The organism is Desulfosalsimonas propionicica, assembly GCF_013761005.1.
In the GTDB taxonomy this organism is placed as follows: domain Bacteria; phylum Desulfobacterota; class Desulfobacteria; order Desulfobacterales; family Desulfosalsimonadaceae; genus Desulfosalsimonas; species Desulfosalsimonas propionicica.
The window spans coordinates 378,253-391,459 of sequence record NZ_JACDUS010000003.1 but is presented as its reverse complement, the minus strand read 5'-3'; the positions used below and the strand labels follow the sequence as shown (position 1 = coordinate 391,459).

General features: G+C 52.9%; 16 protein-coding genes. 1 reads left to right on the top strand and 15 read right to left on the bottom strand.

The window, feature by feature from the left end; genetic code table 11:
• Positions 1 to 20: 20 nt before the first annotated feature.
• From HNR65_RS07670 to HNR65_RS07615, 12 genes are all read right to left on the bottom strand, one after another.
• Complete coding sequence (locus tag HNR65_RS07670) at positions 21 to 539, bottom strand: crossover junction endodeoxyribonuclease RuvC (protein ID WP_181550885.1); 519 nt, start codon at positions 537 to 539, stop codon at positions 21 to 23.
• A 30-nt stretch (positions 540 to 569) separates the two neighbouring features.
• The gene (gene ybgF, locus HNR65_RS07665; protein WP_181550884.1) at positions 570 to 1,424 is read right to left on the bottom strand and encodes a tol-pal system protein YbgF; all 855 of its coding nucleotides are present in this window, start codon (positions 1,422 to 1,424) and stop codon (positions 570 to 572) included.
• A 57-nt stretch (positions 1,425 to 1,481) separates the two neighbouring features.
• Entirely contained in the window at positions 1,482 to 2,081 is a 600-nt protein-coding gene (gene pal, locus HNR65_RS07660; protein ID WP_232364690.1) for a peptidoglycan-associated lipoprotein Pal, read from the bottom strand.
• 74 nt (positions 2,082 to 2,155) lie between these two features.
• A complete protein-coding gene (gene tolB, locus HNR65_RS07655; protein WP_181550883.1) occupies positions 2,156 to 3,490 on the bottom strand; it encodes a Tol-Pal system beta propeller repeat protein TolB in 1,335 nt (444 codons plus the stop codon).
• Positions 3,491 to 3,703: 213 nt separating this feature from the next.
• Complete coding sequence (gene tolA, locus HNR65_RS07650; protein ID WP_181550882.1) at positions 3,704 to 4,630, bottom strand: cell envelope integrity protein TolA; 927 nt, start codon at positions 4,628 to 4,630, stop codon at positions 3,704 to 3,706.
• Between the two features lie 12 nt (positions 4,631 to 4,642).
• Positions 4,643 to 5,074, bottom strand: a complete 432-nt coding sequence (gene tolR / locus HNR65_RS07645) for a protein TolR (protein WP_181550881.1) — start codon at positions 5,072 to 5,074, stop codon at positions 4,643 to 4,645.
• Positions 5,071 to 5,802, bottom strand: coding sequence for a protein TolQ (tolQ, locus tag HNR65_RS07640; RefSeq protein ID WP_181550880.1), 732 nt, complete (start codon positions 5,800 to 5,802; stop codon positions 5,071 to 5,073). The genes tolR and tolQ overlap by 4 nt, the downstream gene beginning before the upstream one ends.
• A 404-nt stretch (positions 5,803 to 6,206) precedes the next feature.
• The gene (groL, locus tag HNR65_RS07635) at positions 6,207 to 7,865 is read right to left on the bottom strand and encodes a chaperonin GroEL (RefSeq protein WP_181550879.1); all 1,659 of its coding nucleotides are present in this window, start codon (positions 7,863 to 7,865) and stop codon (positions 6,207 to 6,209) included.
• A gap of 62 nt (positions 7,866 to 7,927) precedes the next feature.
• The gene (groES, locus tag HNR65_RS07630; protein ID WP_181550878.1) at positions 7,928 to 8,218 is read right to left on the bottom strand and encodes a co-chaperone GroES; all 291 of its coding nucleotides are present in this window, start codon (positions 8,216 to 8,218) and stop codon (positions 7,928 to 7,930) included.
• Positions 8,215 to 8,469 (bottom strand): hypothetical protein, encoded by a 255-nt coding sequence (locus HNR65_RS07625; protein ID WP_181550877.1) that lies wholly within the window; start codon positions 8,467 to 8,469, stop codon positions 8,215 to 8,217. The genes groES and HNR65_RS07625 overlap by 4 nt, the downstream gene beginning before the upstream one ends.
• The gene (locus HNR65_RS18205) at positions 8,429 to 8,713 is read right to left on the bottom strand and encodes an FmdB family zinc ribbon protein (RefSeq protein WP_181550876.1); all 285 of its coding nucleotides are present in this window, start codon (positions 8,711 to 8,713) and stop codon (positions 8,429 to 8,431) included. The genes HNR65_RS07625 and HNR65_RS18205 overlap by 41 nt, the downstream gene beginning before the upstream one ends.
• 165 nt (positions 8,714 to 8,878) lie before the next feature.
• Positions 8,879 to 9,427: a hypothetical protein gene (locus tag HNR65_RS07615; RefSeq protein WP_181550875.1), complete on the bottom strand. Its 549-nt coding sequence runs from the start codon at positions 9,425 to 9,427 to the stop codon at positions 8,879 to 8,881.
• Between the two features lie 231 nt (positions 9,428 to 9,658).
• Between HNR65_RS07615 and HNR65_RS07610 the strand changes: the two genes are divergently transcribed.
• The gene (locus HNR65_RS07610) at positions 9,659 to 9,757 is read left to right on the top strand and encodes a 30S ribosomal protein bS22 (RefSeq protein ID WP_073474648.1); all 99 of its coding nucleotides are present in this window, start codon (positions 9,659 to 9,661) and stop codon (positions 9,755 to 9,757) included.
• A 128-nt stretch (positions 9,758 to 9,885) separates the two neighbouring features.
• Here the strand turns inward: HNR65_RS07610 and hflC are convergent, their stop codons facing one another.
• The 3 genes from hflC to HNR65_RS07595 all read right to left on the bottom strand — a co-directional run bounded on the left by hflC (position 9,886) and on the right by HNR65_RS07595 (position 13,163).
• Positions 9,886 to 10,878, bottom strand: coding sequence for a protease modulator HflC (gene hflC / locus HNR65_RS07605; RefSeq protein ID WP_181550874.1), 993 nt, complete (start codon positions 10,876 to 10,878; stop codon positions 9,886 to 9,888).
• Positions 10,865 to 11,941: an FtsH protease activity modulator HflK gene (hflK, locus tag HNR65_RS07600; protein WP_181550873.1), complete on the bottom strand. Its 1,077-nt coding sequence runs from the start codon at positions 11,939 to 11,941 to the stop codon at positions 10,865 to 10,867. The genes hflC and hflK overlap by 14 nt, the downstream gene beginning before the upstream one ends.
• Before the next feature lie 100 nt (positions 11,942 to 12,041).
• Positions 12,042 to 13,163, bottom strand: a complete 1,122-nt coding sequence (locus HNR65_RS07595; RefSeq protein ID WP_181550872.1) for an NADH:flavin oxidoreductase — start codon at positions 13,161 to 13,163, stop codon at positions 12,042 to 12,044.
• Positions 13,164 to 13,207: the final 44 nt, after the last annotated feature.

Sequence of the window (13,207 nt, the reverse complement as noted above, 5' to 3'; positions counted from 1 at the left end):
AATCCGGAATATAAAAATTTTCAGCATTTTTTCCGGGTCCGGCAGCCCGTCTGGGCCGGCGCCGGACCCACCCGGTAGAGGCCCACCAGGGCCAGGGCCAGGGCATCTGAGGCATGGGACGGGGAAATGGGTTCCGGATGCTCAAGCCGTCGTCTGACCGTGGCCTCAAGCTGACGTTTCCCGGCATTGCCGTTGCCGGTGAGGATCTGTTTGACCTCCCGAACCGCAATGGCATGCACAGGAATCATAGCCCGATGCCCGGCCAGCATGAGCACTCCTGTCACCTGCCCGAGAGAAATACCCGACTTGGGATATCTGGGCAGGGAAAATACATCTTCAAGGAGCATGGCATCGGGGCTGACCCGGGCCAGAATGGTGGAGATCTCTTCAAATATCGCATTGAGCCGTTCGGAAAGCAGCGCCTTTGCTTCCGTGCGGATCGTGCCGTAAGAATAACGGGCAACCGTCATGCCCGTTCCTTCCACCACGGCAATGCCCGTGGCAGCCAGGCCCGGGTCTATTCCCAAAAAAGTGGCCATAACAGACCGGTTCCCGGCTTCCAGGTTGTATTAGAGGTTTGCAAGCTTCTTTTTGGCAATTTTTGCTTCGTTGCTGTCCGGGAACTTTTCAAGCAACTCATTTAAAATCAGCCTTGCATTGGCATTCTCTCCGATTTTTTCAAAGGAAAAGCCCTGTTTGAGATATGCACCGGCCACCTTGTTGCCGTCGGGATAATTCTTGATCACTTTTTCATATTCCAGAATGGCGCGCTCATACCACTGCTCTGCAAAATAAATCTCGCCGATCCAAAATCTGGCATTATCCGCACGATCAGAATCAGAGAACTTTTCCAGAAACAACTCAAACCCCTGTAGGGCGGACTGGAAATCCCCGTTGTCATATGCCTGTTTGGCCGATGCATAGAGTTCGTCCTTGCTAAGCTTGCCCAACTCGGTTTTTTCCGGGAACTTGGATTGCGCCAGCGCTTCAAACCGGGCCGTTGACTCCATGCCCATAAACTCTTCAAGACGCGAGATCCGCTTATCATGAACGTCAAGGGATTCGGCATGCTTTTGCAGTTTTTTGTCAAGCATGCCCATGTCCTCTTCAAGGGCATCAAACTGCCGCTGGAACTGATAGCCGGTTTCCTCATAGCTGCCCTTTAGATCCTGAAGTTCGGAACGAAGCTCGTAGAACTCCGCATCCTGGCCGGCAAAAAGCTCCCGCATTTCATTTAAATCAGACTGTTTCTGCCGATCTTCCATCAATTGCCCAACAGAGGCATTCAGCTGGCGGTTCTTTTTTTCCAGGGCGGATATCTGGGACTGAAGCCGTTGGACATCTGAAACAGTGGCGCACCCTGCTGCAGCCATAACCGCAGCAAACAGCAGGGCACCCGTCAAACGGATAAAGGTCTGGTTCATGTAGTGATCTCTCCCTTGGCGCGTTTCCCCGGAGCAACCCGAAGGCTTTTCCGGACGTTACCGGCAGCGGGTAAACTGAAATTCTGCACGCCGGTTTTTGGCCCAGGCCTCCTCATTGCTGCCTTCAACCGCCGGCCGTTCCTCTCCGTAGCTGATAGTAGACAACCGGGAAGCATCAATGCCGGACTTAACAATAAAATTCTTAACACTCTCGGCCCGGCGGGATCCCAGGGCAAGGTTGTATTCGTCAGTGCCGCGCTCGTCACAGTGCCCTTCGAGAATCACGCACTGATCCGGATTGGCCCGGAGCCATCGGATCTTGTCACGCAACGCATCCCGGGCTTCCGGACTCAGGGCGGAATCGTCAAATCCGAAATACACCTTTTCATTGACAAACTGTTGCCGGGCTTCAGCCTCGGTTAGACGGGCTTCCTGTTGCGCCTTTCTCCTGGCTTCAATTTCCTGCTCTTCAATGGCGGCCTGCCGCGCTTCTTCCCTGGCGGCCCTTTCCGCATCACTCAGTTCGCTTTCAGTCATGCCGGGCTGATCCGCGGCGTCACCGGGGCCGGGCGCCTGCTTGCCGCAAGAAACCACCATGACCAGGCTCAATACGAGAATGCACAATAACAATGATTGGATATGATTTTTTTTAAGCATCTTGTCCTCCTTGTTGGGGTGTAATCAAAGGTCCAATCCGAAAATATCGACCAATACCGCAGCCCGAACTCCCATCAGTTTCCTTTGGCCGGGGACCAGTCCGGCAGCTGCTGCTTGGCGTCCATATCCAGCAGCATCCGCTGATCCGTTCCCGAGGCGGTCATGACAAAAAGCGCAGATGACCCGGTCCGGGTTGAGGAAAATACAATCATACTGCCATCCGGCGACCAGCTCGGCGCTTCGTTATCACCGGCCTGCCGGGTTAACCGGGAGACTTCCCCGGTATTGACATCAACCACATAAATATCGATGCTGCCGTCCTTCATCCCGGAATATACAATCCGATCACCATCCGGGCACCAGTCCGGCTGGGTATTGTAGCGCCCCTCATAGGTAAGACGGCGAATGCGGCCCGACGAGATTTCCTTCACATAAAGCTGGGGAGAGCCGGAGCGGCTTGACACAAAGACCATTTTTTTACCGTCAGGCGAAAACGACGGAGAAACATCCACTCCCCAGCTGTTGGTAAGTCTTTTATCAACTTTTCCTTCAGGGGTCAAAAGATAAATCTCCTCGTCACCCTCAAATGCAAGGGTGGCAGCCAGGCCGGAGCCGTCCGGCAGCCAGGCCGGGGTAATGTTGATCCCTTCAAAAGCGGTCAGCTTGGTGACCTCCTGTGATGAAGTATCCACCATGTAAATCTCAGGCCGGTCATCGGTGTAAGCCGTGTATGCAATGGAGCCAAAATCCGGATGCCACGCGGGCCCGACCACTATGGGCTGTTGCTTGGTGAGGCGCCGGAGATTTCTGCCGTCAAAATCGCAGGTGTAAACCGCCTTTCCATCCGCATCACCACCGACAAAAGCAATCCGGCTCTCAAACAACCCCTGCCGGCCGGTTAACCGGGCGATAACCTGATCGGCAAACCGCAGCACCATCTGCCGGACGTCATCCGCAGGACTGGTGTAGCGCTTGCCCACAAGCAATTCCGAGCGGAAGGGGTCAAAAAGCCGAAATTCCATTTGCAGCACCCCGGCTTCATACCGGACACCGCCGGTAATCAGCAATTCAGCGCCGATATCCCGCCAGTTTTTAAAATTCAGGGCTTCCATGGTAACGCCTTTTTCCGCCGGCCGTTCCAGAAACGCACCATGGTCAATGAGTTTAAAATAACCGGTATAGGCCAGGGCTTCAGCGAGCTGCACGGCAGCGTCCCGGGCAATCTGCTCTTCTTCCGGGGCCACCGACATGGACTTGAAAACGGGCACGGCAATGGGAACCTTTTGGGAAAACGGCTCGCTGATATTGATATAATCGTAATCAGCGGCACTGGTCTGATAAATTGCGGCAAACACCAGTATCCATGCACATGCGATAATTTTGAAAAAAACCCGGGACGATCTTTTCATGAAACCCCTTTTTTTGTTCATTCTTTAAACCTGACGGCTTCGTAAAAAGTCCAATATCTGCGTTACGCGCGATTTTTCAGAATTTCACGTACAGCTAAGTACGCTGCATTCCTCAAAATCGCGCAAGCCTTGATCTTAAACTTTTTACAAAGCCGTCTAAAAACCGACTTTTTACGAGTGCATCAAACCTGACGGCCGCAGGCAAGCCGCAGGCTATTGCGCCAGGCCTCTGGGGGTAAAGCCCAACACCAGATGATAATGCGGATAATCTTTGGGCAGAGGCGGCAGCGGATTGGCCTTCATCACGGTCTTATATGCGGACTCATCAAGATAAGCATTGCCGGATCGTTTTTCATACCAAACATCCGCTATGGTGCCTTCAGGCAAAATCTTGATGACCAGGCGGGTTTCCAGCCCCTTGCCGCCTCCTGCAAGTTCCGGAGAAAACGCCCAGTTCCGCTTCATTTTCACTGCCACCTCAGCCTGATAGATCTCCATGGGACTGTAATCTTTATTGACCCCTGTTCCTGTGCCCTCCCGGTCTGAATCCCCCCCCGAAACCCGGCCGCCGCCGGCAAGATCGGCGACCTGTTTTTCCATTTCCGCGATCCTGTCCTGCAGGGATTTGGGCCGTTGCTCCCTGGATTTTTCCGAAATCCGGCGAACCGCATCTTCGATCACCTTACGGGAATCCAGGGTTTTTTTCTTCAGGGAGGTTTTGACAGAAGGCTCAGGCTCGACCAAATCATAATCGGCCGCCACTTTTTTCCTTGCCCCGGTTTTTACCGGAATCGCCCTGGCTTCCGGCGTCTCTTTTTTCCCGGAGGCCTCTGAGGCCCTGGTTTGCTCCGAAAATTCGGCATCATCCAAAGGCTCCGCGTCCTGCCCGGACGATGCGTCTTCTAAAGTAGCCTCCCCCGGGGGCGACGGGATCTCAGGATTAAACCCCACCAGATCCACGTTAATCGTTTCTGTTGGATTGATCCGCGGCGAGGCCTCTCCAAAAGGAGAAAACACAAGGGCTCCCAGCAACGCCAGATGAATCAGCAGGGACACGCCAAAACAGGTCGCCCAGAAAAAGGGCGGCAGATCCTGACTGTAACCGGACACATTTTGGGATTGGGGATTTTTACCGGACATGGTGGACTTGCATCAATCCTGGTCGATTTTTTGCGCATCGTCTGACTGTTGGGCAACCACCCCCAGCCGCTGTACGCCTGCGCTTTTGATTTCACTCATCACCATGACCACCCGACCGTAGGAAACGTTTTGGTCCGCCCGCAGAAACACTTCCGGGGAACTGCGGTTTTCAAAGATTTTCTCCAGTTTTTCACCCAGATTTTCCGCACCCACTTCCATATCATTGATATGCACGGCCCCGCTTTTATCAATGACCACCACCAGAGGCTCCTGATCGGTATCCAGCTGCTGGACCGTTCGGGTCTCGGGCAGGGAGACATCGATTCCCTGGACCATCATGGGGGCGGCCACCATGAAAATAATCAACAGCACCAGCATGACATCCACAAAAGGAGTCACATTGATATCCGACAAAAGCGAATCACGATTGTGCTGCTGCATCATCGGGCTGCCTCCCGGTAGGCCAGATAATCGCTTTCAACGATATTGACAAAATCTGAGGCAAAGCTTTCCATTTCCGATTCCAGGATTCGGATTTTCTGGGTAAAGTAATTATACCCGATCACTGCGGGAATCGCCACGGCCAGCCCGGCGGCCGTGGCCACCAGGGCCTCGGAGATGCCGGGCGCCACCGCGGCCAGGCTGGTGGCCCCCTGCTGGTAGGCAATGCCGTGAAACGAGTTCATAATACCCCAGACCGTGCCGAAAAGACCGATAAAAGGCGAAATATTGCCGGCAGTGGCCAAAAACGGGACAAGCTGAATCAGCCGGAGGCTTTCCATGGTTACCGAACGATTCAGGCTCCTGCGAACGGTTTCCACGCCCATTGTTTTCCTGTCACCCGGCGAATGGCTGCTTTCTCCGGACGAAGCCGATGCTTTGGCGATCCGGTTGAGCTTTTTGAGTTCCATGTAGGCGTTTCGAAACATCCGGGCAACCGGACTGGCCGGCATGTTTTTGGCCTGGGCAAAGGCATTGGAAAAATCCCGTGTTTTCCAGAAATAATCAATGAATGCAGCAGACTGTTGATAGGCCTTGCGCACCTGTACGTACTTCACAAAAATAATGGCCCAGGTGGCCACGGAAAATGCCAGCAGCAACAGGATGACAAACTGCACCATCAACCCGGCATTGAGCATCATGGAAAGAATATTGAGCTTATCAGGACTCATGTACGCCTCTTCTGTTCATCTGAATAAATTGTTGCAATCCGTTTCTCTCGTCCTTAACCAAGTTTATGCATAGGTGTCAAGGATAATGACGGTTCAAGGTTCAAGGTTCAAGGTCCAAGGTTTGGGACAGAACATAAGGAACCCTGAACGTTGAATGATAAACCCGTAAAAAGTCGAGATCAGACGACTTTGAAAAAAGTCCAAGATCAAGGCTTGCGCTATTTTTGAAGAACTGAGCGTACTTGGCCATACGTGAAATTCTTCGGAAATTGCGCGTAACGCAGATATTGGATTTTTTGCGAAGTCGTCAACGTTGAACACAAAAACGCCTTCATGCACCTGATGCATGAAGGCGTTTTTGTTTGGTATCCGTTGGGGTATCAAAGCTACATGGGGTATCAGGGCTACATCATGCCGCCCATTCCGCCCATGCCGCCCATGCCGCCCATGCCGGCGCCGCCCATACCGCCGCCGGCGTCACCCTTTTCATCGGGGATCTCGGCGATCATGGCTTCAGTGGTCAGCATGAGGGAGGCAACGCTTGCCGCATTCTGCAGGGCAAAGCGCACCACCTTGGTGGGATCAATGACACCGGCCTTGATCAGATCTTCGAAATCTCCTGTTTCGGCATTATAGCCAAAGGAGCCTTTCTCCTTCTTGACCCGGTCGATGACAACAGAGCCTTCGTGGCCGGCGTTATTGGAAATCTGGCGCAGTGGCTCTTCCAGAGCCCGGGTCACCACCTGCACGCCCAACTGCTTTTCCACATCCAGCTTGATCTTCTCCAGGGCCGCAACGCAGCGCACCAGCGCCACGCCGCCGCCGGGAACAATGCCTTCTTCCACGGCCGCACGTGTTGCATTCAACGCGTCTTCCACCCGGGCCTTCTTTTCCTTCATCTCGGTTTCAGTGGCGGCTCCGACGTTGATCACCGCAACACCGCCTACGAGTTTGGCCAGACGCTCCTGGAGTTTTTCACGGTCATAATCCGAGGTGGTGTCGTCGATCTGGGTGCGAAGCTGCTTGACGCGCTTTTCAATGTCTTTCTTCGCGCCGGCGCCGTCGACAATGGTGGTATTGTCCTTATCAATGGAGACATGCTTGGCCCGGCCAAGATCATCCACGGTAATGCTTTCAAGCTTGATACCCACGTCCTCGGAAACCACCTGACCGCCGGTGAGAATGGCAATGTCCTGGAGCATGGCCTTTCTGCGGTCGCCGAAACCGGGCGCCTTGACTGCGGCCACATTCAGGGTGCCGCGCAGCTTGTTGACCACCAGGGTGGCCAGGGCTTCGCCTTCAACGTCTTCTGCAATGATCAGAAGCGGCTTGCTCATCCTGGATACCTGTTCGAGAATCGGCAGCAGGTCCTTCATGTTGCCGATCTTCTTTTCGCTGATCAGGATATAAGCATCATCGAGATCAACGGTCATTTTTTCCGTGTCCGTGACAAAGTAAGGAGAGGTGTAACCCCGGTCAAACTGCATACCCTCGACCACTTCCAGGGTGGTCTCCATGGACTTGGCCTCTTCGACGGTAATCACGCCTTCCTTGCCGACCTTTTCCATGGCCTCGGCGATGATGTTGCCGATGGTCTCGTCATTGTTTGCAGAAATGGTTCCGATCTGGGCGATTTCGCGCTGATCGTTGGCCGGATGGCTCAGGCTGGCCAGTTCTTTTGTGGCGGCTTCCACGGCTTTTTCAATGCCGCGCTTGATGGACATGGGATTGTTGCCGGCAGCCACGAGCTTCTGGCCCTCGGAATAAATGGAGCGGGCGAGCACGGTTGCGGTGGTGGTACCGTCACCGGCCATGTCACTGGTTTTGGAAGCCACTTCCTTGACCATCTGGGCGCCCATATTTTCAAACTTGTCCTCAAGTTCGATCTCCTTGGCCACGGTCACGCCGTCTTTGGTCACTGTGGGCGATCCCCAGGATTTTTCAATCACCACGTTACGGCCACGGGGTCCCAGGGTTACAGCCACCGCATCAGCAAGCTTGCATACACCGTTTAACATCTTTTCACGGGCTTTATACCCGTACTTTATATCTTTTGCCGTCATATTTTACTCCTCCAGTTTCTGTTGTATTCCTTTTTTCCACAATCACTTCAAAGACGCAAAGCTTACTTTTCAATAATGCCCAGAATGTCGTCTTCCCGCATGACCAGATGCTCTTCTTCGTCAATTTTGACTTCCGTACCGGCATACTTGGCAAACAGTACGCGATCGCCCTGCTTGACCTGAAGGGCGATTCGCTTGCCGTCATCGCCGATCTTTCCATCGCCCACGGCCACCACTTCGCCCTGGGCGGGTTTTTCCTTTGCACTGTCCGGAATAATGATGCCGCCTTTGGTTTTGGATTCTTCTTCCAGCCGCTTTACCAGAATGCGATCATTTAACGGTTTGATTTTCATTGCCCACTTCTCCTTTTTGCTTCTGCCAGTTTCAATTGGTTGGTTGATGAAAAGACGTAAAACTTAATAAATTCAATACAATAGAACCACATGCCGCCGCGGGATACAGTTTCCATATCCACCTTATCAATGCGGTCCATTTTCACAGGATTCGAATCGGTTTCAAACCCTTCCGGCTCTTTTTCTGAATCGAAGGATACGCAAACAGGTTTAATCGTCGCTTGCGCTGCTGCTGTTTTTCGGTTGTGCATCGGCTGACGCTTCTTTTGTTGAAGAATCGTCTTTTTTGCCGGAAGATGATGAAGAGGCACTGGTACCCTTGGCATAATCGGTGGCATACCAGCCGGTTCCCTTCAAATGAAATGTACACTGGGAAATCCGCTTATGTAACATGCCCGAGCAGTCCGGGCATTGGGTAAGTGGGTTTTCTGAAACCTTCTGCAGAATTTCATGCACCCGCCCACAGGATTCGCATTCGTATTCATAGATTGGCATCGCTGAAATTTCTCCTGTTTTCAGAATGATACCTCGATTACAAGGCTTGATTGATGATCGTTATCAATATAGTTCATTTTTCCTGCTTGTCAAGACAGGCATGGAAATTTTTTTGCCGCCAATGATCCTGTATAAGCCCTTTGCCGGCAAACCAAAAAATCACCATCAGCTCTTTTCGGCGGCTGTGAGCCAGTTCCCGTAAAAAGCAAAAACCGGAGCCATGCCTTTTATCTTTCTGGGGGCAAGGATTTCATGGGTAATCCGGTGCACCCGGGTTTCCTCTGTCTGTTTTTGGTCCTCCGGCACATCAAACCGCTGCTGAAAACGGTTAAACCGGACAACATGGACCAGTTCATGGCAGATCACGTAGACGAGGAACGGATAAAGCGCCATTGCCGAATGCTTTTTCAAACAAGCGAGGATGGAATGATCCTGGACACAGATTTTGTAAAAATCCTGTGCGCTGGTGATGAGAACGGCATTCTGCTTTTCCGCGCGGTAACGAACGATCTGTGCGAAATGATCGGCCACGATCTCCCGGGCCCCGAGATCGGCTGCGGTTTTCACATCATAATTGAGCTGACGGAGCTCGCTGGCCGAGAACTTATAATAATCGCTGACCAGATCTTCAGCCATGGCCACAGCCTGGCTGACCACTGCCATTTGCTCTGAATCAAAAGTCATCATAGGCTCGAATTCATTCAGGGCATCCATAGACGCTCCTGCGCCACAAGGGTTTGTGCAGACAGGGCATGATATTTGGAAAACATATGGACATCGTATGAAATATATGTTATTTTTTGCAGATTCACAAGTAGGATGTATATTTTAATTCATCCTTTTGAATTAAACCGTACAATAAACTGTACGATTTCGCCATCCGGGCTGTTGAAAATTGAAAAAGGCCCGATGGATAAGACTTTTGAGCAGAAAGGAGGTGGGATATTGGGCAGTGTGATTAAAAAACGCAGAAAAAAGATGCGAAAACACAAGCATCGCAAGCTACTCGCACGGACAAGGCATCAGAGACGCAAAGGGAAGTAGAACAATGATTTCACCTGCGTTCGTGTTCATGTATAAAAAGCCGGGAAACGCCAGTCATTAAACGGATTGGGCGGTTCCCGGCTTTTTTTGCTTTTATCCGGATGTGCTATCCGGCCGCAGAAGCCCGGCTACTCGGAAACGGGGTTAAAATCATTTAAATATCGCAGAAATTCCGAATCCGTGGACAACACGAGATCTGCGCCCTCCAGGGAGTTCTGGTACACCTCCAGGGACTGGAGAAAAGTGTAGAATTCCGCGTCTTTTTCAAAGGCCCGGGCATAGATCTCTGTAGCCTGTGCATCAGCCTCGCCCTTGATCTGCTCGGCCTTCCGGTAGGCCCCGGACTGGATCTCCAGAAGATCACGCTCCTTGTCACCCTCGATCTTTCTGGCCTCACCCTGGCCGATGGAGCGGATTTTTTCCGCCATCTGCTTTCGCTCGGCAATCATCCGGTTATACACCGAGTTGCGCACGCCCTTGACATAATTGACCCGCTTGATTTTTACATCAATGATTTCAATGCCGAATTTTTCAAGCTTGGGCTGGGCTTCGTCAAGCATCCTCTTGGTGAGCGCGGCCCGGCCCACCTTGATGTTATACTGCCGCCGGTCTTTCTCCTCGGTTTCCTCCACCACTTCCTTGATGGCCTCGCTTTTGACATCATCGAGTTCCTCCTGGTCAAGGGTGGTCATTTCCCGGTTGCTGTTTCTCACTGTTTCAATGAGTTCATGGGAGGTGACAACGTTTCTGACCGCGGGATTGATAATATCATCCAACCGGCCAAGGGCGCTTTGGGTATCTGTGACGGTTCTGAAAAACGCCACCGGATCCACAATCCGCCATCTGGAAAAAGTATCGACCCAGATGTAAGTCTTGTCCAGTGTCGGGATCTGGCCGGGCTGGCCGTCCCAGGCCTGGATGTTTCTGGGAAAATAATTGGCCTGCTGGATAAAGGGGATCAAAAACTTGAGCCCCGGCTCGACCACCGGGTCACCGATGACCCGGCCGAACTGGGTCACCACCACCTGTTCGGTTTCATCCACGGTATAAGCCGAAGACAGAAACACGAATCCGGCGATGATCAAAACAACAACAATTGCGATATATTTATTGGCCTGCATTGGGGACACCTTTTTTCAGTCCGAGATTAAGCAGGGGCAGCAAATTGTCCTGCTGTGAATCCACGATGTATTTGTTGCCCAGTTCCGGCAGCACGTTTTCCATCATTTCCAGGTAAAGCCGGCGGCGGGTGACATCCTTGGCCTCCATATAGGCCTCATAGCGCGACAGGAACCGGGCGGCATCACCCTCGGCCTCATTGATGCGGTTGATGGCATAACCCTTTGCGGTCTCAATGGTTTTTTCCGCCTGCCCCCGCGCTTTGGGGATGACCTGATTGTAGTCCTTGCGGGCATTATAAATCACTTCCTCTTTTTCCTGGACCGCCCGGTTGACCTCGTTGAAGGAATCCTGCACCGGTTCTGGAACGTTGGTGTTGCCCAGTTCCACGGTAACGATCTCAATGCCGGTCTCCGCCTCGTTTAAATCCTTCTGCAGCCGCACACTGGCGGCCACGGCAATCTCCTGGCGCTTGCTGATTACCTCGTTGATGCTGCGGTCACCGACCACCAGCCGCATGGAGGCCTCTGCCATGTCCCGGATCAACTGGCGTACATCTGCAACTTTAAACAGGTAATTATAGGGATCCTTGATCCGGTACTGCACAATCCAGGGCACCAGGCCGACATTAAGGTCACCGGTAAGCATCATGGCCACCTCAATTTCGTCATTGCTGACCCCGAAACTCCGGGAATCTGACAGTTCATCCGCCTTAAGGCCAAATTCTTCGGTATAAACCCGCTTGGTTTTCACTTTGGTCACTTTTTCAATACCCGCGGGCAGCTTGAAGTGGAGTCCGGACTGGGTGGTTTTGGAAAATTCACCGAACCGCTGTATCACCCCTACTTCGTTGGTCTGCACAGTGTAAACCATTGTGGAGCCCGCCAGGAGAACCAACAAAGCCACAATAATGAGAATCCATACCCCGGAGAATTTAAAGTTTTTAAATTTGTTAATAATATCGTCTACCTGCGGCGGCCGGGGGCCTGACCCGCCGGTGCCGGAGCCGTTTGTCCGGCTGCGCTCCTTCTGTCGCTGCTGGAGCTTTTCCCAGTCCCAGTTCATGAATGAAACTCCTGTGATGATTTCAAAAGGTTTAAAAACGTTTGCCCATTTCTATAAAAGGCCGCATGCCCCGTCAAGGAAAAAGCACAAAAAAAGCAGTTCAAACGCGGGATTGACGTTTTTGCGCAGCGCAATGCAGGGCCCGGCCCTGATAGAGGGCTTCAAGACACTTGTTGCAGGAAATACAGGCAGGGGGTTGAAAATCGCCGGATTTCCAGCTGCGGATCAAATCCGGTTCCCGGATCAGGGGGCGGGAAATAGCGATAAAATCGGCCTCGCCGTTATCTATGATTTCTTCCATGAGCCCGGGGCTGCGCAGACCGCCAACCATCATTACCGGTACGTCCACATCTTGTTTGATCTGCCGGCACCAGTCACGGAAGTAGGCCTCCCGGGCGAGGCTGCTGATCCCTGTTTTAAACTCGGTTTCACGGTATTTGCTTCCCCGCAGCCCGGAACTGATTTCAAGGGCGTCAAAGCCCCATCCGGCAAGTATTTGCGCCGCCCTGCGGCCTTCGTCAAAACCCAGGCCTCCCTGGAATCCGTCACTGACCCCGAGCTTTACCATCAGGGGATAATCATGGCCAACAGCAGCGCGCATCTGCTCATAGACGTTTCTGTGAAACCGCAAGCGATTTTCCAAACTGCCGCCCCACTTGTCCTGCCGCCGGTTGGACCAGGGGGAAAGAAACTGGGCGGGCAGATAGGCGTGGGCCGCGTGAAGCTGGACTGCATCAAACCCGGCGGCCTTTGCCCGCGCCGCGGCAGCGCCGAAGGCCACGGCAATCTCCTCGATTTCGTCCCGGGTCAGGCTTCTGCACTTCTTTTTGAAATACGGGTCATCTTCGGCTGCCGAAGGACCGGCTGCAATCTGATTGCGGGTTTTTAAAAACCCGGCCGCCTCGCGTCCGGCATGAAACAACTGAACCGCAATTTTTGCCCCTTTTGCGTGCACCGCCGCAGTCAGTTGCTGCAATCCGTCAATGCAGCCGTCATCTGCAATGGAATTCTGAAAAGCCGAGATCCGGCCTGATTCGTGCACATAGGCAATTCCGGAGACAATCAGACCTGTGCCGCCTGCGGCCAGATCTTCAAACAAACACACCTGGGCCGCTGTGACCCGGCCCTGCCTGTCCGCACAACCGTCATACGTGGCAGACCGGACAAAGCGATTGGGCACTTCAAGCTCACCGATCTTTACCGGTTTAAACAAAACACGCACACACTCTCCGCCGGCCTCTGTTTTTCCGCAGGCCCGAATCCTGC

Excerpts from the sequence above, each read along its gene's own strand:
- HNR65_RS07615 (WP_181550875.1), bottom strand. The coding sequence starts at position 9,427 with ATGGATGCCCTGAATGAATTCGAGCCTATGATGACTTTTGATTCAGAG.
- pal (WP_232364690.1), bottom strand. The coding sequence starts at position 2,081 with ATGCTTAAAAAAAATCATATCCAATCATTGTTATTGTGCATTCTCGTA.
- hflC (WP_181550874.1), bottom strand. The coding sequence starts at position 10,878 with ATGCAGGCCAATAAATATATCGCAATTGTTGTTGTTTTGATCATCGCC.
- tolQ (WP_181550880.1), bottom strand. The coding sequence starts at position 5,802 with ATGAGTCCTGATAAGCTCAATATTCTTTCCATGATGCTCAATGCCGGG.
- tolA (WP_181550882.1), bottom strand. The coding sequence starts at position 4,630 with ATGTCCGGTAAAAATCCCCAATCCCAAAATGTGTCCGGTTACAGTCAG.
- groL (WP_181550879.1), bottom strand. The coding sequence starts at position 7,865 with ATGACGGCAAAAGATATAAAGTACGGGTATAAAGCCCGTGAAAAGATG.
- tolB (WP_181550883.1), bottom strand. The coding sequence starts at position 3,490 with ATGAAAAGATCGTCCCGGGTTTTTTTCAAAATTATCGCATGTGCATGG.
- HNR65_RS07670 (WP_181550885.1), bottom strand. The coding sequence starts at position 539 with ATGGCCACTTTTTTGGGAATAGACCCGGGCCTGGCTGCCACGGGCATT.
- groES (WP_181550878.1), bottom strand. The coding sequence starts at position 8,218 with ATGAAAATCAAACCGTTAAATGATCGCATTCTGGTAAAGCGGCTGGAA.
- hflK (WP_181550873.1), bottom strand. The coding sequence starts at position 11,941 with ATGAACTGGGACTGGGAAAAGCTCCAGCAGCGACAGAAGGAGCGCAGC.
- HNR65_RS18205 (WP_181550876.1), bottom strand. The coding sequence starts at position 8,713 with ATGCCAATCTATGAATACGAATGCGAATCCTGTGGGCGGGTGCATGAA.
- ybgF (WP_181550884.1), bottom strand. The coding sequence starts at position 1,424 with ATGAACCAGACCTTTATCCGTTTGACGGGTGCCCTGCTGTTTGCTGCG.
- tolR (WP_181550881.1), bottom strand. The coding sequence starts at position 5,074 with ATGATGCAGCAGCACAATCGTGATTCGCTTTTGTCGGATATCAATGTG.
- HNR65_RS07625 (WP_181550877.1), bottom strand. The coding sequence starts at position 8,469 with ATGCACAACCGAAAAACAGCAGCAGCGCAAGCGACGATTAAACCTGTT.